We start from the raw sequence: 22864 nt of genomic DNA, 5'->3' as shown, positions 1-22864 counted from the left end.
CGGCTACCCTCGCTGCCGCGCCGCGTCTTAGCCTGTCGCCGCCGCCTTCCACGCCGAGTGGATCGCGCCGTGGATGTAGCCCACCTCGCCGGCGTCGCCGATGACCTCGCAGTCGATGCCGGCGGCGCGGAGCTCGTCGGCAAGCGGGGCCGCGGCCGTGGTGCCGTCGGCGTAGATGACCATGTCGGCGGCGGCGGACTGGGCGCGCCCCTTGGCGTCAGTCCAGGCGACCGTAGATTCGGTGATGTGGCTGACCTTCACCCGGCGCTGGATGTCGACGCCGTGCTCCTTGGCGTGCCGAACCGCGGTCCACCGACGCGGCATCGCCAGCGGCAGACCCAACTGCTGCTCTTCGTGGAGCAGGGTGACCTTGCGGCCGCGCTCGGCGAGGAACTCCGCGAGCTCCAGGCCCACCAGCGAGCCGCCGATCACCACGACGTTCTTGCCCATCGGCAGTGCGATCTTGGTCAATCGACGAATCCACGCCGGCCTCTTGGTGATGGTCGAGAGTCTGCCCAGCCGCCCGACAGTCCGGAGGAAGACCCCGGCCTCGTCGGCGGTGGCAGTGCCCAGCATGGTGGCGCGCAGCGAGTCACCCGTGTGCACGTGCGGCAGGTCGCCACCGGGGATGGACGGAGCCGGACGCTTGGCGCCGGTGGACACGATCACCCGGTCGGCGCCGAGGGCACGAATGGACTCCACCGTGGCCTCGGTGTTCAACCGCACGTCGATGCCCAGTCGTTTGATCTCAGCCTCGAAGAAGCGGATGAGCGGCTCGTTGTCAGGCGTGGTGAGCGTGGAGAACCACATGGTGCCGCCCAGACGGTCGGCCTTGTCCAGCACGGTGACGCGGTGCCCGCGCTCGGTCAGGACCAAGGCCGACTCAAGTCCTGCGGGGCCGGCGCCCACCACCACGACGTGCTCGCGCGTCGGAGCGGGTGTGAGCGGCAGCAGAGTCTCGTTGCCCAGCGCGGGGTTCACCGCGCAGAACGGGGTGTCGTCGAAGAAGTTCTCCGCCACGCAGAGGTAGCAGTTGATGCACGGGCGCACGCGCTCCGGCGTGCCGGCGGCCAACTTGTTGGGCAGGTTCGGATCGGCGAGCAACTGCCGGCCCATGGCGGCGAAGTCGACCTTGTCGTCGTCGATCGCCTTTTCCGCCACCTCCGGCAGCATGCGGCCCACGGCGATGACGGGGATCGACACGGCCTTCTTGATGGCCGCGGCGTTGTCCACGTACGCGCCGATGGTGTCCGGGAGGGGGCCGTCGGTGAAGTTGTCGAAAGGGTTGCGACCCCAGCCGGTCACGTGGATGGCGTCGGCGCCCGCGCGCTCGAAAAGCACCGCGGCCTCGGTGGCCTCGGGCAGCGTCAGCCCGCCGTCCTGGCCGTACTCCTCGCCGGACACGCGCACCAGCACGGCGAGCTTCTCGCCTACCCGCGCCTTGACCGCGGCGATGACCTCGCACGTCAGCCGCGCCCGGTTGGCCAGCGACCCGCCGTACTCATCGGTGCGCAGGTTGTCGCGGCGGTTGAGGAACACGCCCAGGATGTAGCCGTGGGCCACGTGGATCTCGATCGCGTCCGCGCCAGCCTTGGCGATCCGCTCGGCGGCGTCGGCCCACGTCTCGATGAGCCACGAGATGTCGTCGTGGTCCATCTCCTTGTAGACCGTCTTCTTGCCGCCGGTGGCCGCGCCCATCCGACCCAACTCCTCGCCGGTGCTGTCGGCCAGGGCGGAGTAGTCGTAGTCGTAGTCCGGGGTGCTCGGCGCGATGAGGGGGCGGTCGTTGGCGATGTCCACGCGCGCGACCTTGCCGTGGTGCGTGGACTGCACGCACAGCTTGGACCCGGCCGCATGCACCGCGTCGGCCAGCGCCTTGAGGCCCGGGATGTACTTGTCGTCCGACAGCCCCGGCTCCTTCATGGACGCCGCACCCACCGGGAACGCGATCGCGCACGCGCCGGTGATGATCAGCCCGGCGCCGCCGGCGGCGCGGGCGACGTAGTGGTCGATCTCCCGCTGCTCGATCTCGCCGTCCTCGGACACGTTCATGTCCATGGCGGGCAGGACGATGCGGTTGGGCGTCTCCATGGGGCCGATGCGGCCGGGCGACATGAGGCGAGGGAATGAGGTGAGGGTCGTCACGTCGATCATGATACGCCCGAGTTGACGGGTGTCGAGAACAGGTTCCAGTTTTTGGGGCGGTGGGTTGTAGTCGACGGGGTGAAAGGGACGACGACGACGCCAGCGAGTGCGTCTTGCAATCCCCTACCAGGTGCTGCCTTGCCGGCTCAGTCGGCTACGAGCAACTACTCGTCATCGGCACCGAGGGCATCACGCAGACCCACAGTCGGCAAGCCAATTCCAGCCGCCCGGTCGATCGCCGCCCCAGCCAGCAACCCGTTGTGCGCATCGGCGTACCGCCCAGAAACCCGGCCTCTACGAGTTCTGTCCAGGGAGTACCTCGCCGCTGCGGAGCGAATCTTGTCGGACTTCTTCATCGCCTTCACGAACGCAGTTGGAGACCTAAAGATGAGATACTCCGCGTTGGGTCCCGAGGACTTGTGCACGGGACCAGCCATCGACGCACCGCGATGCTTCAGTGCCCACCACGTCATGCGGGCCAGAAGTACGGTGCTGTCCGTCGCGACACCGAGTTCCAGCCTCCCGCCCGGTAACTCGTTGAGGTAAAAGACCTCGAGCATCCCCATATTGAGCGTCACCAGACGCTTGACTCCGCCTCCCATTCTCAGGCTCGGGAGACACGACAGGGACCAGAACTGGCCCTGCGTGCGCCTCGGGAAGAGCACGCACCCGTGCAGATACGTCGCAAGCGCTTCCAGAATCGACCCGAACTCAGGGTGCGAAGAAAGCTCTTCGAACCTGACCTTCGAGCGCACCTCCGCCGATTTTCCGCCGAGGACAGACCGATCGGCTTCGCCAGACCGAAGATCAGCGAGATTGGCTTCCGCAGGGCTGTTGAACCATGCCTTCTGTTCCTCCACCGAGACGAGCTCGTCTAAAACGGACGTCCCGTAGATCACCGCGCTGTGCTCTCGGTTGAAACAGGTGAACCCGTTTCGGCAGAGGTCGTAGATCAGTTCGCGCTCTGCCGCCCTCAAGGTTGCCGTGTTCGCAGATTTTATCGGAACGACTGTATATTCGCGTGATCATAGTCCTTGACGTGCTGCCGCAGCCTCGACACCACCGACGTGCTCGAGATTCCTACGTACACCTCGTTGGCCTCACCCTCCCACATGTACAGACCCGCCGGCTTACCGCTCCGCCTTTTCGCTAGAGCTCTGAGCGACTTGTCAGACATCTGGGTCGCCGGCCCGAAGCCCTGCTGATCTGCCCACGTGGCGACAGCGGGATCGGGCACCCAGTTTGGGATAAGCGAGTTATTATGAGAGGCCATTGGTGGAGAGTAGCTTCTCAGTAAGACACTCGTTCGGGAGCAGCGTCTAAGTGGGTCTGGCCATGCTGAAGGATCCCGGCTTTGTAGCGGGGATGCGAGCGACGACGAGATCGGCCCGGCGGGGGCGGACAGCCGCAAGTCGCGGAGCTATCCGCTGGATCGTCTCGGTGCCCGTGCTGCACCCTCTACCCTCGGAAGCACCATGCCGCCCAACCCTGACATCGTCTCGGCCGCGCTCAAGACAGCGACGTCGTTCGTCCTGAACGCGGTCGAAGTCGTGCGTTTCGGCGGCCTTCAGACAGACGAAGAGCAATCTCCGTTCGAGATCGTCGCACGGCGCCCGATGTTCCGGCTGCGCCGCTACTACCCGCCGGCGGCGGGGGACGCTGGCCAAAGTGGCGTCCACATCGATGAGGACGAGCCGCCGCGGCCGCCGATCGTGCTCGTTCCGCCGATGATGATCTCCGCGGAGGTCTGGGACGTGTCCCCCTCGACCAGCGCAGTGGCCGCGCTGCACGAGGCCGGCATGGACCCGTGGGTGATCGACTTCGGCGCCCCGGACCTCGAGACCGGCGGTCTCGAGCGCACCCTCACCGACCATGTGGTGGCCGTGAGCGACGCCGTCGACCTCGTCACCGCGGCCACCGGCCGTTCGGTGCATCTCGGTGGGTACAGCCAGGGCGGCATGTTCTGCTACCAGGCCGCGGCCTACCGGCGCTCACGCGACCTCGAGAGCATCGTGACGTTCGGTTCCCCCGTCGACTGGCGCGGCAATGCCCCGCTCGGCATTCCCGAGCAGGTGGTCGTCACTATCGCACGCCTTGTCGCCGACTACGTCTTCAACGAACGCCCACTGCCCGGGTGGCTGGCCTCGACGGCGTTCCGTCTGCTCGATCCGATCAAGACCGCCCGTTCGCAGGTGGACTTCCTGCGCCAGCTCCACAACCGCGAGGCACTCCTCGGCCACGAGCGACAGCGCCGCTTCATCGGGGGCGAGGGATTCGTGGCCTGGTCCGGGCCCGCGATCGTCGACATGTTGCAGCAGGTGATCGTCCAGAACCGGATGATGGTCGGTGGATTCGTCGTCGGCGACCACGTCGTCTCACTCGCCGACATCACCTGCCCCGTCCTCGCCGTTTTCGGCGAGGTCGACGAGATCGGCGTCCCGGCCGGCGTCCGCAAGATCGCGTCCGTCGCTCCCGCGGCCGATGTCTACGATTTTTCGGTCCGCGCCGGGCACTTCGGGCTCGTCGTGGGCTCGACCGCAGCCTCGCTGACGTGGCCCACCGTCACCAGGTGGGTCGACTGGATCGAAGACCGAGGGACTCGACCGGACGGCATCACCGAGGTCGACCCCGACACTGTCATCGACTCCTCCCCCACCAAAGCGATCATGCTCGCGGCGGACGGGGCGTTCCAGGCCGCTGGACTCGGGGTCGGCGTGGTGCGCGGTGCGGGGCAGCTCGCCTTGGGCGCCCTGCGGACGACGCGAGCCGTCGGATACGAGGCGGTGCGCGCGGCACCGCGTCTCATCCGGCTGGGGCAGATCCAGCCCGCGACCCGGATCTCCTTCGCCAAGATCATCGACGAACGCGCCCGGAACCAGCCGAACGACGCGTGCTTCCTGTTCTCCGACCGCGTCCACACGTACTCGGCCGTCGACACCCGGATCACGAACGTGGTCAAGGGCCTCATCACCGTAGGCGTGCGCCAGGGCGACCACGTCGGCGTGGTCATGGAGACGCGGCCCTCGGCGCTGGTCGCGATCGCCGCACTGTCCCGTCTCGGTGCCGTGGCCGTGCTGCTGCCCCCCTCCCAGTCCTTGCCGGAGCTCCTCCGGCTCAGTTCCGTAACCGACGTGGTCGCCGACCCCGAGCACGCGTCCAAGGTCACCGATGCCGGAGCGCGGGCGCTCGTGCTCGGCGGTGGTGGTGGTGAGCGCGACCTGCCCGCCCACCTCGGCGAGGACATCGTGGACCTCGAGCGCATCGACCCCGAGGCGGTGGAGTTGCCCCGCTGGTACCGGCCGAATCCCGGCCGAGGGGGTGACCTAGCCTTTGTGTTCTTCACCCGCTCCACGGGCACGTGGCAGACCAAGCTCGTCACCAACCACCGGTGGGCGGCGTCCGCGTTCGGCACCGCCAGCGCCGCGCGTCTCACCACCGAGTCCACCGTCTACTGCCTCAGCCCTCTCCACCACCCATCGGGCCTGCTCACCACCGTCGGCGGCGCCGTGGCGGGAGGAGCCCGGATCGCGCTCTCCCGCGGTTTCGATCCGGCGACCTTCGACGAGGAGATCCGCCGCTACGGCGTGACGGTGGTGTCCTACACCTGGGCGATGATGCGCGAGTTGGTGCGCGGGCCAGTGCATCCGCGCGAGACGCTCCCGACACTCTCACTCTTCATGGGGTCAGGCATGCCCCGTGGGCTGTGGCGGCGGGTCCTGGACCGCTACCCGGGCACGCGGGTCCTTGAGTTCTATGCCGGTACCGAGTCCGATGTGGTCCTGGCCAACCTCACCACCTCCAAGCCGGGCGCGCGCGGACGTCCACTGCCCGGCACCGCCGACGTGCGTCTCGTCGAGGCCGACCCCGACACCGGCGCGATCCTCGCCGGCCCCGATGGCTTCGCCATACCCAGTGAGGTCGACGCACCCGGCGTACTTCTCACCCGGCCCAGGCTCGGATTGGACGCTTCCGTGCGCCAACTCCGTGGGGTGTTTCGCCCCGGCGACACGTGGGTGTCGACCAATGACATCTTCGAGCGTGACAGGGACGGCGACTTCTGGCTGCTCGGCTCAGCGAGCTCGGTCGTCCACACCGAGCACGGTCCCGTCTACCCGATCCAGGTCGCCGACGCACTCGGGGATCTGCCCGAGGTGGACCTCGCCGTGCTGTACGAAGTGGATGGCGCTATGGGCCCGGTCGCCGTCGCCGCGGTGGACCTATGGGGCTCAGATCCCATTACCGCGGCCGACATCGGTGGCGCGCTGGCCTCGGTCCCGCCCGCCGGACAACCGGACATCGTCCACGTCGTCAAAGACATCCGGGTGACCAACTGGTACCGGCCGGACCCCAGGACGCTCGCAGCCCGGGGGCTGCCGAAGGCCGGCGCGCGTACCTGGATCCGCGATCCCGACACGGGTGAGTACGTGCGACTGACCAAGGCGGTGCGAGATGGGCTGGCTCCGCCGACTTCCTAGACCAGTAGCTTGGTCTCCTCGTGCTCGTTGGTGGTCACCTCGAGGTCGTCGTCCTTGAGCGCCAGGTAGCCGACGATCTCGGCCGCCCCGTGCTGCAGGGGGTACATGGTGACGATGTCCTCCAGGCGGGCGGTGCCGCGGACCGGGATCAGGGCGCGGATGCGGGAGGCCAGGCGCGCGGGGTCGACGACGACCTGGTCGGTCAGCACCGAGGTGTCGACCTCCTCGGTGTCCACAGGATCGAGCAGGCTGTTGACCTCGGCGGCGGGCCGGGCGGTGAACAGCGGACGATCCGTGGGCAGCGCCACGTCGATGTTGGTCTCCTCCAGCTCCAGCCCGAGGTCGGGCAGCTCGCCCTCGCGGACCTGCAGCGCCGACGTCTCGATCTGGCGCACCAGGTCCAGCACCCGGCGGTTCTCCAGCCACACCTGGTCGTCGGTGAAGCGGCGCAGTTGCTCGGAGATGTTGCGGACCGTCTGCTGGGTGCGCTCCGCGGCCTCCGCCCAGCCGTGGTGCACGGTGCGCAGGCGCCGGTCCGCGCCGAGCTCGTCGATGCCGGTCAGGCGCTCGAGCAGCATGGACAGCTCCTCCTGACCCGAGGTGGACAGCAGCAGGTCATAGAAGGCCTGGAAGCTGCGGCCCTGGTCGGAGGAGTCGATCATGCTGCGGCCGTGGACGAGCTCGGCCAGCAGCTCGCCTTTGCTGCCCTGCCACGTGGCGATGCGCTCGCGCGCCGAGCGGTCCAGGGCGCGGAAGTTCTCCTCCACCTGACGGAAGTCGGCCAGCAGCTCGCGGGCCGTGGTGGCGAACTGCTGATAGCGCTCGCGGACCGCGGTGCGGTCCAGTAGGCCGGAGGCCGGGTCCTGGCGGAGCTGGTCGATCTCCCGCTCGATGTCCTGCTTGCGGCGCTCGAGCTGGTCCAGGCGCTTGGCGGGGTCGGACTCGGTGCCCTGGGCGATCTGGCGCAGCAGGTCCACCGCAGTCTGCAGGCGCGACTCGGTGCCCACGAAGGAAGTCTCGGACAGCCCCTGCACCCAGGCGTAGGCCTTCTCCAGGGCCGGGGTGGCGTCGTAGTGGATCTCGTCGGCGCCCAGCGGATAGAAGCGGCGCAAAAAGCCCGCCTCCGGGCCGGCCCAGTCCGCCAGGTACTCGGCGGCCGTGCGCAGGAACCGCGGGTTCTGCGGATCCAGGGCGTTGATGGCGTAGATCTGGTCGTCCAGCGCCGCCACCAGCTCCCCTTCGGAGCTGGCGCCACGGCCCTCCTCCACGAAGAACCGGCCCAACACCGTGAGCAGCAGCGGCGCGTGGGTGGCGCGCAGCATCCGCCAGGCGGGATGCCCCTCGCGTAGCGCCTCGATCTGCGCGTACTCCACGTGGGCTCCTCGGGGTGGGTGGACTGTCGGCGGCGGCTCGTGCGCCGAGGGGACAGTCTAGGAGTGGGGGGTGAGGAGGCCGCGGCGGGGCGAGGGAGGGACGGGGGGATCAGCTGATGTGGGGGCCGGAGGGTGGGGGGATGTCGACAACACCGGCCTGGCGGACCCTTACTCCTCACGGGACTATCCGCGAGAGTTCTCCGAAGTCCACAATGCGCCCTCCACTCTCAGACGCACCATGTCTCCCGCCCCTGACATCGTCTCGGCTGCTTGGGGTGCGTTTCGAGTAGCGCGGTTCTGATGATTGGATAGCGGTCGGACGTGTATCCGATAGCCGTGCCTGCCCGTCCGACCGCTGGGCCGCTACAGCGTCGTGGCGGGGTGTCGTCTCATGTTCGGCCCTTTATGGGCGATGATCTCGGCACCAGCGACGATCCGGTTGAGGATCGACTCGGCGACAACCATGTTCTGGCGCGACTTGTACCAATCAGACGGATCGGACTGAGGAGTCACCAACGTCGAGTCCCGGCCCTCGGGGGCAGCACCTCGCGCGGATCCTGCACTGATGCGCCCCCTGCGACTTCAGGCCCTAAAGTGCGACTCCCCACCTCATGCCCGCGCTCACTCGTCGAGCACTTTCACCAGAGCGTCCTGGGCGTCGCTGTAAAAGATGAACGACACCTTCGTAGCGACCTCATCGCTGACGTCCAGGAGCTGACGGCGTGCGGACACTGGCAGCAGTAGCGACGTTGCGCCCTTCTCCATGGCGTGCTCCGCTAGTTGCGCGGCGTTCAAGACGGTCTCGACACCACCGCCGAGCGAAAGATTCCCGACCGCGATGAGGCCACCACGGATCGACCTCTGGAGCATCGCCGACGCCAGTGCCAGGAGGATCGGGAGTCCGAGGCCAGCCCCGGTCTTCGCGGCGTCGAGTGCGCGGATCTGGGCGGTGAGGTTGTGCTCGCGCGGGTCACGGTCACCGACAAGCTGTCGCGCCTGAGCGATCAAGTTCTGCTCTGCGACCTTGAAGCTCTCCCGGAGCGTGGCAGGAGCGGCCTGGTTGAGCAGCCCGCGTGCGCCTGATCCGGGCGTGTCTGCCGCCTCGATCCGGTAGAGCCCCGGGCCGACGTCACCGCTGCTCTCGGAGATCGCCCACACTTGGCCAGGTGGCAACGGATCGAGGCCGATCGAGTCGGGGCTAGCGAGTTCGGGAGTCGAGACGAACTGCTCCACCCCCTCGCCGAGGCGGTAGCCGAACTGGGTGTTGCGGAACTCTGCTGCGCCAATGCGGCGCTGCTGCTCCTTGACGCGACGACGACACTCCAAGGCGATCCGAACGGCCCATTCGAGATCCTCGTCGGAGATGGGAACTTCAGCGTCGGGATATAGGAGCTTGAGCAGGCCATCGACCGTCTTGTTGACGGCCGACAAGTCTCGACCCGACAGCGCATCGGAGTAGTTGACCCGCCCCTGGATCGATGCGAGGCGCGACTGGTCACGAAGACGCGACCAGCACTCGGAGAGGAAGTCACTCACGAGTCCGAAGTGATGGGTGAAGTAGGTCGGGTTGAGCTTCGGAACATCCCAGCCTGGCAGGTAGGCGTGGATGCGGTCCATGAATGCTGTGTCGTCGCGCATCTCCGGCGGCAAAGGCGACAGCAAGTGCCCGATACGCTGCTGGTGGGCTACGTCCACGTCAAAGTTGCCGACGAGCATGATCGAACCGTCAGCCCGGATGGACTCGCGACCCCGTGAGAACTCGCCCGACTCCATGTAGCCCTTCATGATGTTGACGCCATCCTTCTGATCGAAGGAGACGCCGGACACCTCGTCGAAGCACACAACGTCGTATTGGGCGACGAGGCCGCGTTGTCCAGTGGCGTTGTTGACGAACATCCGGGCAACGGTGGCCTTGCCGCCGGAGATCAAGTGCGCGTAGGGCGAGACCTGCTGGAACAGGTGGGACTTGCCGGTGCCACGAGGCCCCAGTTCGACCATGTTGAAGTTTCGCTGCACGAACGGGACCATGCGCAGCAACAGCACGTCTTGTTCGCGCTCGGTGAGTTGCGCAGGTTCGAAGCCCACTGACCGTAGTAGGAGGTGCTTCCACTGCTCTGTAGTGAACCGTGAGCGGCCTTCGGCTAGACGCGAGAGCGAATCACGGGTTGAGAGCTGGATGGGGCGAAGCGACCCCACAGCGAAGGGCTTGCCGTTGTTCTCGTCAGCGATCGCGGCGTCGTAGAACAGATCGACCTCGGCGTAGAAGCCACCGGTCAGCATGCGCTCGTTGTCACGGACAACGGCATCGTCGATGCGCACATCGCGGAGCCCGAGACTCGGCAGCTCGGCGACGTAGGCGTTCGACTTCGCATCGAGGCGGGCCTTGACGAGGTCGATAAGCTTGACAGTCATGCGCTCGCGCGCACGCGACTTGAAGAGTTCCTCTTCACCTGCTCGCACAGTGCGGTCGGCGAGAAGCCGTCGCACGACCTGGAGCCCCTCTTCGATCTCCTCCGGGTCGGTCGTGGCGCAGTAGCGCCCGATAAGGAACTCTCCGACGTAGGTCGGTACAGGGTATGCGCCCTTGAACTGCTGGGCGAGATCCTTGCGAACGACGTACCCCTCGAAGGCTGACGCTGCGGTCGTGTCGATCTCGTCGAGTGTGATTGCCTCGGTCATTCGACGCCTCCTACAGTGGTTTGTGCTTGCGCTAGAACTCCACCGCTCGGGTCGAGAAGTACGACCCACGCGTTCGCCCCAGCAGGAGCCTGTTCCTCATCGACGAGCACCTTGACCTCGCCCGGCTCGGTGGGCGACTTCGGGCCACCGACGGCGCTCGATGCGTCGGCGGGGCGAAGCCGAACTTCGGCGACCACTTCGGCTTCGGCGGGGCCGTAGTCGATGCGGCATCGCTGTCCTGTCCATCGAACAGCTTCAATCTGGACGGACGCAGCGACCGAATCGCCGCGTGTCACAGTGACGACGGGAATCACGCACTCTTGAAGGCTCAGCCCTCCGTGCTCGTACAGGCAGCCCGCCTCAAATGCAGCAGCTCCCGGTGCGCTGACCATGTCGACAGATGAGTCCCAAGTCCAGGGCAGGATCGGGAAGTCCGGGCGCGCCGCGGCGGCCTTCAACCGCGCCACACGCGGCTTGCGGGCAGAATCACCTTCCGTCACCTGTATCGGAAGGTTGACCTTCTGCGCTGCTTGACCGGGCAAGAGGAACCCGTGATCGGTGACCACGACAACCTTCCGCCACCCTGCGTCGAGCAGTGCACGAACACGCTCGGCGATGAGGTCGAGGTGGTGGTCGATGAGGTCTGCCATCTGGTGCCCGTGCGAGTGCCCCAACGAGTCGATCATGTTCGTCTGCGTCCATCCCGTTCCGGCCGGGTCGCCAATCTGCGCGGTATCCCAGTCGAGGAACTGCACTCCCGCGCCAGCGAGGGCCGACCGCAGTACTGCACCTTTCACAGATCGTCCCTGATCGTCGGACGCGTCGAAGGCGGCACCGCCAGCCACGCAGATCTTGATTGGTGCCACCGCCGGCTGGCCGGTTGGCGTGACGCTGGGGAAAGCCGCCTGGCGCGGCTTTACGTCCGCCGCGAGCCCTGACAGTCGGCGAGCAACACGAGTGGCCAGGTCGTAGCGCAGTGCATCGACGTAGACCACGCACGTTCCGGCGGCTACGTCGAGGCCCGTCTGGCCGCGGTAGGCGCTAGCTGCGGCCTTCTGGAATGCTCGCGCGGTCTGATCGACCCACGGGTCGTAGATCGCACCGAGCGCGTGAGCGACAGCGGACCTATCTTGTGCGGTCCTGGCCGTCGCGATCGTCCGCAGTGCGAGGTCGTCAATCACGTGGCCCTGGTCGCCATACCACGCGACCTGAGCATTGAGGTCTGACGCCGACGGAGCGGTGGAAACACGATCGGCCAGCTCGGCCAGGTGCCCAACCGCGCGTGCAAGCGGTGCCTGGCCGAGAGCAGCCCAGACGTTGTCTTCGCGCGACGTGTGCGCGGCAGCGAGTTCTTCAACGCGACCCCGCGGGTCGGGATGAGTGCCCAATGCATTGAGCGCGGACCTAAGAGCGTCCTCCTGGTCGCGGTTCCACGAAGGCCACGAGTCAGGATGTGGGTCGGTGTCTCCAAAGAGCGGCACTGCAGAGGGCCGTGCCTGGTCGAGCAAGACAGGCAGGTTCGGATAGCGGCTCGGGTTCTCCGCAAACCGTTGCCAGACCGCTCCCCATTCGCCCGTTCGGCCGCCGAGCTTGCTGGCTGCGGTGAGCGCGCCGTCCTTCTCAGGGCCAAAGCCGTAAACGGACTTGCAGGAGGCGACAAGGGCCTGCCACTGCGCACCTTCGAGCGAAGCCCTCACCTCGTCCGGATCATTCATCCATTCCAGGAGGGTGCGCACAGTGTCATCGAGAACGAGGTGGTGCAGGCGAGACGAATCGAGACGCCCCATACGCTTGAGATCGTCGATGTCCTCGAAGAGGAACTTGCCCAGCACCTGAGCGAGGGCCGCCTTCGTCGCACTGTCACTCGCGATGTCGAGCCCGCCACCCTGCTTCGATGCAAAGAACGAGTGCGGCGTCCAGGGCGTATGGCCGTGGGCAGAGGGCCACCAGTTCGAGCGGATCGCAACCTCGGCCAGCGGCGCGAGCGAGTCATCGAGCGCCGCCGCCTCGACCACGGAACCTCGACTGACACCAGGAAGGTAGATCACCCACGGGTTACGTTCGCCTCGTTCAGCGAGATGAGCTGGCAGCGCCGTTGACTCGGGTGAGGCGAGTGCGGTTCGAAGCCAGAGCGCCGGACCCCGTGCAGCTGCGGGGTCGTATTCTCCGAGCACGAGGATGGGCACTGCCTCCTGGAGGCTGCGAATCACAGACTCCCATGCCCGCTCCGGGTCGGCCCATAGAACGGCCGCTGGGGCCGAGTTCGCCCCCGCATTGAAGGCAGCGGCGTCACGGAGAGCCTTGGCGACAACGGCACGGACGAGTGTCATTCAGTATCGCCCGCCTCGCGACGGGCGGCACGCCGCCCCTCCAGCGTTGGGTGCAGGTCATTGATCCGCTCCGAACCATCAGGATTCGTTCCACGGTCTTTCTTCCAATGCACGTTGACCTTCGACCTGAGCACACCAGCAGTGACAAATGGTCTGATGTTGAGCCGCACCCCGTCGTCAAGGTCGGGCTCCCAGCCGATCGGTTGCTCAGCCATGGTCTTCCACCGCACGTAAATGTCGTACGGCGGTGCACCTTCAAGGATCAACTTGAGTTTGCGCTGAAGTTCCTCAGCCGAGGCAAGTCGGACATCAGCACCGGCTCGCTCTGCGCGTGCCTCGTGTTTCTGCCGGTCAATCCAGGCGCCGAGCGATGTGAAGGTCAACTTCTCTAGCGTCTGCCGGTCAAGCTGGTGGTAATTCACAATCGCTGAGAAACCATCCTTGCGCCCATCCCAGATGTGCCACAGGAACGGTCGGTTGTCGAAGACCTTGACGTGTTGGGCAAAGAACGAGTCGTGTAGCCAGTCCTCCAATCGCCCGCTCTTGCCGCCGGCCGCCGTGGCGAGCTGCCGTTCCATCGCGGCGGACCAACGACCGCCGTAGGCATCGGCAAGCAGAGCGCGTAGGCGTGGGGTTGCGTCGGCTTCGCCGGGGAGTGATTGCAGAGCAACGATTCCGTCGGCGTCGACATGTGCGTCGAGAGCATCAGCAACCTGGTCCGGCCATCGATAGCCGAGGAGACGCGCGACCGCGACCTGGAGAGGCTGGGTTGAGGAAGCGACCTGACCATCGAACAGCCACTGTGTCGGGTCGGCGGAGTGAGAGGCTGGAAGCGGGCCCATTTCAGCGGACGCCTTCCTCCAGCGGTCCCGCTCGAATGCGACCTTCACAAGCGTTGAGTTGGTGACCTTCAGCGAATCGTCGATGTCCCGGACATCTTCCGCGAACTCCGAGCTCGTACAGTATGCCCAGATCGCACCCAGATCCTGAGGATCGTGCGGAACGATGGGCGATGCGTTCGTATCGAAGAGCTCGCCCGTATACATAGTCACGGGCAGCGCCTGGCTCATCTGGCTCACCAGGACACCGCGCTTACCCCATGCACTCCTCCCAACGATTCGGGCGCCGCGACTCTGCGCCATCGCACCGAGACCCTTCTCCCACCGTACGACGTAACTTCGACCGCCATACGGCACGGTTGCTGGCACAGAGGACAGGAAATGGCTCCACGTCGCCTGCTCAGCGTCGTCGACCTCCCAGAAGTACCGTCGGAAGCGCGGGTCGTCGCCGGTCTTGATTCCTTGAAGACCATCGGCACATCGAGCAAGCAGTGTTCCTGGTTCAATGCGGGTCAGCGTGATTCGACTATCCGGGTTCTTCAGTTGACTCGCCTGGACTACTTCGAGCGCACCTTCGGTTCGCAGTGCTGTCGCCTTCGCATCCGCGCCCGCCGTCTGATGCACCATGAAGCCGACGAAGGCGTGGTTAGGCGTCGGCTCAGCCGCAGAGATGAGGCTGAGCGTCACCTTGACCACTTCACCCGAAATCTGCCGGAACGCCCCCGATCCAAGGCGTGCGACTGCATCGAATCGGCGGTTCCGCAACAGTTCCGAGCGGAGATCGGCATAAGACGTGAGCAACTGCCACGCCTGTGGAGAGACGACGGCGAGCGACCCGCCCGGAGCCAGAAAATCGAGCCCCCTCTCGACGAATGCCGTCGCAAGGTCTGCGCGCGCGTTCGGATGATGAGTATCAACGTAGTTCTGGAGCCGCGTACCCATCGAACCGCGCGTCAGGTAGGGCGGGTTCGTGGCGACCAGCGTGTATTGCCGCGAGAGCAGGCCAACCGCGTGAGCAACTTCATCGGCGGCATGCCCAAGAACAGTGTCATCCTGTCGCTCCGCACGGAGTGCATCGGCAAGCAGCGCACGAAGGTCGCCAGGCGCCGCACCTAGAAGTAGATCTGCACCGAAGAGACCGTCGTCACCGTTAGTCGGGCGAGGAATGATGAGAGATCCAAGCGTGTCTGCGTCACGGAAGAGTGAGTGGAGGCGCGCCATTGCATGACCGAGATCTGCGTCGTCGCCTGCGAGCGCCTCCCAGTCATGCCGCGAGCTGCGAACAGGCTCACCTGAGCACGCGATCTGAGGAGCGGGTAGGTCGCGGAACCCACCCTGCTTCCAAGCTTCGAGCGCGACGTTGAAGGTGGCGATCTGAGTGCAGCGCGGGTCGAGTTCGAGGCCGTGGAGGTTGTCGCGGAGGACGGCATCCTGTGCCTCTGGCGGCGTGAGTCCCTCCTCCTCGGCTCGCATGCGCCAGAGCATCCCGAACATTGCTACGAGAAAGTGACCGGAGCCGCAGCACGGGTCCATCACCGTCACATCGGCAGCGCGTTCAGGCCAGTCACTGAACGAGCCCGCCGCAGGGGCGCCGTCTTCGCTACGGCGGAAGTACTCCCAGCCTGCGATGAGCGAAGAGTCGGGGTGACGTGCGGCCCACCATGCTCCGAGTGAGTTCTCCAGCAGGAAGCGCACCATGTAGTTCTCGGTGAACAGCTGTGTGACGGGCGAGAGGTCGGCCCCGCCGATTTTGATGCCTGAGTCGTTGACGCGCTTCTTCTCGGCCGTCTGCCAGAACTGATACACCCAGCCGAGTGCGTCTTCCGTCGTGAAGACCTCGGAAGGAATGTCGAGGAGGAGACGCTCCAGCGCGTTGCGGTGTTCGGCTGCGAACCGGACTTGTACCGCGGGGTCGGTGAGGCGGAACACGCCGGGCAGAATCTCCGAGGCGAACCGCGCGGCAACGGCCCAGGCGTCCGGCTCGCCAAGGTCAGAAGCGAGATCGCCGCAGTCTTCCAATGACAACGGGATATCGCGGTAATCCGGATGCCGGAGTAGGCCGTTGACTTCCAGGAAGCGCGCGAACAGCAAGCGATGCCACTGCTCGTAAGCGACGTCGTGCACCAGGTTGACAAGCGGTGCACCCGCGCCGGCCGTGTCATCGCCGAGCTGCCGTGCCTTGTCGCGTAGCGCAATCCGGAGTGTGTTCTGCTCATCACTCAAGTAGCCGGGACGGCTCGGCTCGGCGACCGCGAGAGCGCGCAGGGCATCGTCGGCAGCGCGTTGTGCAGCGGCGCGGGCGCGCTGCGTCTGGGCGTCCAGAAAGCGTCGTTGGTCGGAGTTGAGGACTTTCGTCGTTTCCGTCGTCATGTCAGCCCTTCACCATCACGGTGTCGTTACCGCTGTTCAGAGCGTCGAGAAGCTGCACCCGCAGGGCCTCGATGTAGCGTTCGACCTCGTCGGCGCTGCTCAGGCTCGCCGTCGAAACCCGCACCGTGGTCATCTTGGCCGCAGGTGTCGTGAGCTGAATTGCCGCTTCCATCGCCCGCGAGGCCCGCTGTGGTATGGCGTCGAGTTCAGCGGTCCACCCCTGGAGCGGCCGAGCCTGCGCCGCCTTCAGGACGGCAGCCGCATCTGCAAGGTTGGGGGCCGCCTCGGTGCCGAGATGATGTTCCGTGAGGAGAGCCGCGCGCTTCGCATCGTCGAGAGCCGTCCATGCTGGCTGCTGTTCGAGGCCTGCTACAGCCGTTGCGCGGGCGTCGCGCAGCGCAACGGCTGCTTCGTGGATGGCATCGCGGAGTGCCTCGGCGAGTTCCTTGACGATCGGGGCGACTGGATCGGCGTCGGTGAGGAGATCGCGGCTCGCGGCCAGCGCGCCGAGCCGCTCACGGGCCGCCGACGCGGGCTCCAGCCCCGTGGTCGCGGATGCAAGCGAACGCGCCAGTTCGAGCGAAGGCGTGCGGCTCTTGAGCCTGCGTTCCAGGTCTCCGAGTTGGTCGTTGAAGCTCGTGAGGTCACTCTTCGCTGCCAGCAGGGCGTGCACGCGGTCGTTCCCCGACGCACTCACGATCACCTGGATATTGCCTGGCACGGTGATGTCAGGGAGCGGAGCAGGCCCACTCACGCCCTTCGCGCGGTCGACGAGCGACTTGACGGCCTGTTCGACAGCCGACACGAGTCGGTCGTTTTCGGTCGGGAAGCCGAGGTTGCTCAGCACCTGGCGTGCCTGGATTTTCTCGGCGGGCTTAACCTGGATCCACCGATGAGATGAACTTCTAGCGCGGTGTGGGAACGCGAGAATGCCCTTCTGAACTGGCAAGATACGACTTGCTTAAGGTCCGTATCGCCAATTCAAGAAGGGCATCCCGCAGATGCAACTATCTCACACTCTGCCCGTAAGCTTCGCGACGTTCGATGAGCCCAACCTCGTGTCGGGCGCCGGCCTCGTGCCGCTGATGAAACTCGCCGACCGGGCGGGCCTGCACCGGCTCGGTGACGAGCATCTGAGCGTGCCCACCGACAAGGGCTCCAACGGTGGAGTGAAACTGGCCTCGCTCGTGGCCGGGATGGCCGCAGGCGCGGATAGCATCGACGACATGGCCCTGCTGCGCCACGGGGCGATGGGCACACTCTTCGACCGCCCGTACGCCCCTTCGACGCTGGGATCGTTCCTGCGGCAGTTCACCTTCGGCCACGTCCGCCAAACCGATGCGATCGCCTCGCGGTTCGTGCGCGCACTGGCCGAACACACCGGACTGCTCGGTCATGAGTCGGACACCGGGACGGTGATGGTCGATATCGACGACACGATCGTGGAGGTCTACGGACACGCCAAGCAGGGCGCCTCGTTCGGCTACTCCGGGGTACGTGGCCTGAACGCGCTGCTGGCCACGGTCTCCACCGAGCAGGCTGCTCCGGTGATCGCCGCTCAACGGCTGCGCAAGGGCTCTGCCGGGTCCCCGCGAGGGGCTGCCCGGCTGGCCACCGACACGCTGGCACTGATCCGCCGCACCCACCTTCACGGCCGTGACGTGCTGGTCCGAGGCGATTCGGCGTTCTACTCCCACAGCATGGTCACCGCCTGCCTGGCCGCCGGAGCCGAGGTCTCGGTCACCGTACGCATGGACCCGGCGGTCAAACGTGCCATCGCCACCATCGACGACGACGCGTGGACCACGATCAACTACACCGACGCGATCTTCGACGAACACACCAACCGTTGGATCTCCCGCGCCGAAGTCGCCGAGGTCGACTTCACCGCATTCACCTCGAAGCCCAAGAACGACCAGGTGCCGGGTCGGCTCGTGGTGCGCCGTATCCCCGACCTGAATCCCAAGGCTGCAAGTGGGCAGGCGAGCCTGTTCGATACCTGGCGGTTCCATGCGTTCTTCACCACTACATCCGTAGAGCAGTACGACACAGTGGCGGCCGACAAGACCCACCGCGCACACGCGATCATCGAGAACGTCCACGCTGACCTGAAAGCCTCCGCGCTGGCGCACCTGCCCTCGGGCGTGTTCAACGCCAACGCCGCCTGGCTGACCTGCGCCGTCATGGCGTTCAACCTCACCCGCGCCGCCGCCACCCTGACCACAAGCTCGAGCCTGGCACGCGCGACGACCGCGACGATCCGCCGCAAACTCATCAACATCCCGGCCCGGATCGCCTCCTCAGCCCGGCGGCTCCGACTCCATCTACCCGAAAGCTGGCCATGGCAAACAGCCTGGCAGGCGCTCTACGACACCGTCTTCTCCCCGCGCCGGCCCAACGTGCCGATCTGACTCCCAACTCCAGCACCTACGACCAGGAACCAAAGTGGAAAGCCGGGCAGACCGGCGGACCTCACACGCCCTCCATACGGTCACGACCCACGACCATGCCAGCGACCGCCCCGGCTACTTCATCGGTGAATTGAGGCTTAAGCACCGTGACCTCGCGGCGGAGTTGCACGTTGCCGAGGCGGGTCTGCTTGAGTACATCTGCCGTTGTCGCGTCACTCCCATTGAGCGTCGCGCGGATCACGCCGGTGTCGAGGAGCACGCCGAGCGAGGCCATGAGCGCGTCGCGCGGCCAGCCGAGCGGCTTCGATGTCACAGCCTTCTCGACGTCACTCGCGGACGTGCCTACCGGGCCGACGTGGCTGAGAATTTCTTTGACAACGGGATGCTGCTCAGGGTCGGCATCGAACTGAAGGGCCTTCAGCGCATCGGCTGCCGACCCGTTCTTCACTCGATCCCTAACCATCGACCACCGGGTGTCGTCAGCTTCGGAGAACCGTGGGAACAGTCGGGTCGCGGCGGACTGTGCGCCGGCCTCGATGCGCTCGCGCAGCGAGAGCCCATTCGGGGCCGTACCGCCGCCGAGGAGCACGTTCGCCTTGGAGATCACGTCACGGACATGGCCGTTCACCTGGTCCGTCGCGCGGTTAAGGCGGGTCTGCATCGCGCTTCGGGCCTGCTTGCCCTCGTCATCCTGCGGGATTCCCTGCTGGTCGATCACGCGTTGCGCAGCGATCCTGTTGCGGACCGCTGCCACGAACGCCGGAGCCTGGACGCGAGGAAGGTGGATGAGGACTATAGGCGACTCGACGCCGAGGCTGCGGGCGGCCTCCTCGAACTGCTTCGCCGTGATTCCCTCGTCCCACTCCGAGCGGAGCCACACCGGGATCGCATCGGAGGCTGGCGGAAGCGAGGCGTCGGCATGCAGCGCGAGCTTGCGCGATTCCTTGGCACGACCCTGCTGGATCGTCGCGGGCAGAGCCCGGTTGACCTCCGCTAGCAACAGCGAGTCGCGCTCCGTGCTCACCTCACTGTCGGTCACCTGAGCGTGGTGTCTACGAAGGGCCTCGTCCCACTCACGACCAGCCTTGGTCTGAAGCCGATATTCCTCTCCGTCCTGCTGGAGCACACCCTCGTCGGCGAGAGCCCCGAGCGCGACGGGCACCTGCTGCCGGAGCCGGTCGCCATCGTGGGCGAGGTCCTCGACGAGCAGGTCGACGAGATGGTCTGCCGTCGCCCGCACGCCGATGTCGCCGTGATCCGACGTCGGGAGCAGACCAATCAGGTGGATGAGGCCGAGGATGCGCCCGCGCAATGGGTCCTTCTGCCCATGCTCGTGGATTAGCGTCTGCGTCTCCTTGAGAAGAAGGCCAGCGCCGTTGAGGTCATCGTTCTTCTGCGAGTAGAGGAAATCCGCACCGACCACTGTGCCCACCGGCCGGGGGGCGACCTTGCGGTTCGCCTCGTGAACGATACGGAGTTGGGAACGCAACTGACCAGCGCGGCCGGCGTCGGCCTGGCGGAGCACGCTTTCCCAGAAACGACGGCGCACGGGGAGCACCGGGTAGTCCTCGGCGAGATCCTTGTCGTCCGGCGCGGTGTGCTGAATCTTGCTGCCGATGAGCTGGCGGGAAATCTGCCCGGCGACCAGGGACAGCGCGCTGTCGAGGCCGGGCTTCTTGGCGGGCTCTTTACTCAGTAAGACACGGCGGACAACGGCGTCGACGTCTTGGTTCTTGAGCACGACCTTGACCGTGAAACGGTCCTGGATCTTCTGGAGCGTCGAATCAGCCGTCAGTTCCTGCTGGCCCGTGGCGACGAGCAGTACACGACCGTTCAGCTCGCGCGACACTGACTCGACGAGATTCTGCACCTCCATCGCCCGGCCGCCGTCGCCGCTGATGTACTGCTGCACCTCGTCCAGGACGATCAGCGACGGCGGAATCTGGCCATCGCCGACGTACTCAAGGATCTTCTTGAGCAGCGCGATCGTCTCGTCCGTCGAAAGCGAGCGGGTGTCCGGCGGGAACTGGTTGCGCAACGCGGCGCGTACGTCCCGGGCCGATGACGCGAACGCGGGGTCGGCCGCGAGGATCGCGTTCGCGAGCAGCGTGCTCAGGTTGTACTCGCCCAGCTCCTCGACGAGGTCGCCTCCATTCGCCGTGACGTAGTCGCGCACGTCATCGAGGCGCCCATTGCCTGCGAGCCACAGCGCGACTTGAGCGGGCGCGACGCGCGTGGGCAGCCCCGCGGCCCCGAGGACGATGGAGAGGAAGACCGAGCTCAGGGTGTCGCCGCTGCGGTCGAGAGCGCCCGCTGCCGCCCACGGTGCGGCACCGTCGCGCCGGCCGAGAGTCGTCAGCTCCGTCAACTGGTCTTGAAGACCCTGGGGGATGTTGGTGAGACCGCGCGCCGTCGCTCCGTTCGGGAACTTCGTGTCCGCCCAGAGGTGCTGGAGCACGCGAACAAGGTGCGACTTACCGCTGCCGTAGAAACCCGATACCCACACGGCAGGCTGCGTCGTCCGATTCCGATGCCCGGTGTAGGAGTCGAGGATGCGCTGGAGGCCGTGCTCGTACTCGCCCTCGCAAACGAAGCTCTCCAGCTCGTACTTGAGGACATCCCACTGGTTGGAATCCTCAGGACGGTCGACGTTGGTGACACCATCGTTCGGAATCTCGAAGCTCAGCGGAGGCCGGATGAACAGGTCGTTGTTGGTCGTCACGCGAGGTCCTTCTGCAGATCGATGACACGAGCGCGGTAATTGAATCCGTCGCGCGCGTCGAGTAAGCGGAATGAATGAGTCTCCGGGTCGTGAAGCCCGGGGAAGAGCACGAGGAGGCGGCCAGTCACGGCTGAATCGACGGACTTGATCACGCTCGATGCCCGCAGAAACGGGAAGATTGAGCCGATACCGACGAGTGTCACGACTGCGTTCGCGGGAGCCGTTTCGAGGGCTTCGCGTATACGGGTGACCAGCGTCGCCTCGAACTGGTCCAGGATCGACTGCGTGAGGTCGCTCGGCTCCTCGTAGAACGCCTCCGCGTGACGGTGCGACAACAGCCAGCGCCCGAAGTCATTGGTGACGTCGATGACCACCCAGCCGCGACCCGCTTGGTTGCTCGCAAGCTCCATTGTCGGCAGCGCATGCCGAATCTGGCGTTCGAGGTCCGGCGGGTACACGAGCATCCACACCCGCTCGCCGCCCGAGACGTTGTCCTTCCAGGTCAGTGACAACTCGGCCTTGAACGCATCAACGAGATCGGAGACGCGGCTCATGCGACACCGCCGAGGGATGGGAAAGACACGTCGACCACGTTGCCCGCAACGAGCAGGTCAAGGAGGCCTTGGGTGTGCGCGTCGCGCAGCGCCTCCAACGCGCAGCCGGGGGCCAGCCCCAGAATTTGCGCCCACGGATTGTTGAGGACGCCGAGACCACGGCCGCCGGCGAGGTGTCCGAGGTAGGCGGCATACGCGATGGCGACTGGGCGGGCGTCGACCTCGATACGCACCTTCTTGGAGCGACCGGCGAGATGACCAGTCTGAGTCCAGCAGGCACCGGTGTTGCGGCCTGTCTTTCCGAGGGTTGACTCCGACATTTCGTTGCCGAACTGCGCGGCTACCGCGGCGGTGAAATCTGCCGATGTCACGCCTGATCCCACCGAAAGGTCCGCGATCGCGGCGAACGAGGCGCGGAGCACCTCGTCGCGGGTGAAGGCTAGCAGCCCCGCCAGGAGCGGGTGCGATGACGGATCGATAGCCCAGAAGTGCCGCAGCGCCTCGAACTCCGGGCGAGCTGGGTCCAGGAAGTAAAGCTCGCGCAGGTGGCGAAATGACCGCTGTCGGCCAGACAGCGTCGGGCGACCGAGAACGTTGCCCTCAACGACAGCCTCGCGGTACTTGTCGGTAGCGGCATGCGAGGGCACTGCGCGGAGCAACTCGACGAGGTGAGGGATGCCGATGGTGTGACTGGCGGTCGTCCTCAATGTGCCGAGGGCGAAATCGCTCTGAGGGGTACGAGAATTTGTCATATCTCTGTTGCACTCCTACCTGACGGGCGCTTTGCGCCGCTCGACCACGGCGCGGAATCTCGACTCAAAACTGCCTCTTTTACGGCTTCTACTACAGCAGCGACGTACGACATTTTCAGCTTGCAGATATCTAAAAAGGTCGTTTGTCACCGTTCGGGGACCAAAGGGATCGCTGCACGATTCGTGTGTGCCAAGAGTTAAATCGACCGTCCCT

Annotated in this window: 13 protein-coding genes; 2 read left to right on the top strand and 11 right to left on the bottom strand. The window is 65.9% G+C overall.

Annotated elements, in window-relative coordinates; all coding sequences use genetic code 11:
- Positions 1-27 precede the first annotated feature (27 nt).
- The 3 genes from Q2K20_RS05695 to Q2K20_RS18190 all read right to left on the bottom strand — a co-directional run bounded on the left by Q2K20_RS05695 (position 28) and on the right by Q2K20_RS18190 (position 3259).
- Complete coding sequence (locus Q2K20_RS05695; RefSeq protein ID WP_317176735.1) at positions 28-2154, bottom strand: FAD-dependent oxidoreductase; 2127 nt, start codon at positions 2152-2154, stop codon at positions 28-30.
- Positions 2155-2309: 155 nt separating this feature from the next.
- Entirely contained in the window at positions 2310-3122 is an 813-nt protein-coding gene (locus Q2K20_RS05690) for a hypothetical protein (protein WP_317176734.1), read from the bottom strand.
- Between the two features lie 20 nt (positions 3123-3142).
- Positions 3143-3259, bottom strand: coding sequence for a hypothetical protein (locus Q2K20_RS18190; RefSeq protein WP_410494222.1), 117 nt, complete (start codon positions 3257-3259; stop codon positions 3143-3145).
- A gap of 361 nt (positions 3260-3620) precedes the next feature.
- Here Q2K20_RS18190 and Q2K20_RS05685 point away from each other — a divergent pair, with 361 nt between their 5' ends.
- A complete protein-coding gene (locus Q2K20_RS05685; RefSeq protein ID WP_317176733.1) occupies positions 3621-6620 on the top strand; it encodes an AMP-binding protein in 3000 nt (999 codons plus the stop codon).
- Here the strand turns inward: Q2K20_RS05685 and Q2K20_RS05680 are convergent.
- The 5 genes from Q2K20_RS05680 to Q2K20_RS05660 all read right to left on the bottom strand — a co-directional run bounded on the left by Q2K20_RS05680 (position 6617) and on the right by Q2K20_RS05660 (position 17058).
- Complete coding sequence (locus tag Q2K20_RS05680) at positions 6617-7993, bottom strand: DUF3375 domain-containing protein (RefSeq protein ID WP_317176732.1); 1377 nt, start codon at positions 7991-7993, stop codon at positions 6617-6619. The genes Q2K20_RS05685 and Q2K20_RS05680 overlap by 4 nt on opposite strands.
- A gap of 621 nt (positions 7994-8614) precedes the next feature.
- A complete protein-coding gene (gene brxL, locus Q2K20_RS05675; protein WP_317176731.1) occupies positions 8615-10672 on the bottom strand; it encodes a protease Lon-related BREX system protein BrxL in 2058 nt (685 codons plus the stop codon).
- Complete coding sequence (pglZ, locus tag Q2K20_RS05670) at positions 10669-13002, bottom strand: BREX-1 system phosphatase PglZ type B (protein ID WP_317176730.1); 2334 nt, start codon at positions 13000-13002, stop codon at positions 10669-10671. Before pglZ ends, brxL begins: the two co-directional genes overlap by 4 nt.
- Positions 12999-16211, bottom strand: coding sequence for an Eco57I restriction-modification methylase domain-containing protein (locus Q2K20_RS05665; protein ID WP_317176729.1), 3213 nt, complete (start codon positions 16209-16211; stop codon positions 12999-13001). Before Q2K20_RS05665 ends, pglZ begins: the two co-directional genes overlap by 4 nt.
- Position 16212: 1 nt before the next feature.
- Positions 16213-17058, bottom strand: coding sequence for a hypothetical protein (locus Q2K20_RS05660; RefSeq protein WP_317176728.1), 846 nt, complete (start codon positions 17056-17058; stop codon positions 16213-16215).
- A 154-nt stretch (positions 17059-17212) separates the two neighbouring features.
- Here Q2K20_RS05660 and Q2K20_RS05655 point away from each other — a divergent pair, with 154 nt between their 5' ends.
- Entirely contained in the window at positions 17213-18622 is a 1410-nt protein-coding gene (locus tag Q2K20_RS05655) for an IS1380 family transposase (RefSeq protein WP_069389547.1), read from the top strand.
- Positions 18623-18683: 61 nt separating this feature from the next.
- Here Q2K20_RS05655 and brxC read toward each other — a convergent pair whose 3' ends face one another.
- The 3 genes from brxC to Q2K20_RS05640 are packed head-to-tail and all read right to left on the bottom strand — an operon-like array spanning position 18684 to position 22650.
- A complete protein-coding gene (gene brxC, locus Q2K20_RS05650; RefSeq protein ID WP_317176727.1) occupies positions 18684-21344 on the bottom strand; it encodes a BREX system P-loop protein BrxC in 2661 nt (886 codons plus the stop codon).
- Positions 21341-21898, bottom strand: coding sequence for a BREX protein BrxB domain-containing protein (locus Q2K20_RS05645; RefSeq protein ID WP_317176726.1), 558 nt, complete (start codon positions 21896-21898; stop codon positions 21341-21343). Before Q2K20_RS05645 ends, brxC begins: the two co-directional genes overlap by 4 nt.
- Positions 21895-22650: a hypothetical protein gene (locus tag Q2K20_RS05640; protein ID WP_317176725.1), complete on the bottom strand. Its 756-nt coding sequence runs from the start codon at positions 22648-22650 to the stop codon at positions 21895-21897. The genes Q2K20_RS05645 and Q2K20_RS05640 overlap by 4 nt, the downstream gene beginning before the upstream one ends.
- Between the last annotated feature and the right edge of the window lie 214 nt (positions 22651-22864).

Origin of the sequence: Dietzia sp. IN118 (assembly GCF_032905965.1) — a bacterium.
GTDB lineage: Bacteria > Actinomycetota > Actinomycetes > Mycobacteriales > Mycobacteriaceae > Dietzia > Dietzia kunjamensis.
Note: the sequence above shows the minus strand (reverse complement) of the source record. Positions and strands in the feature narration are given on the sequence as shown.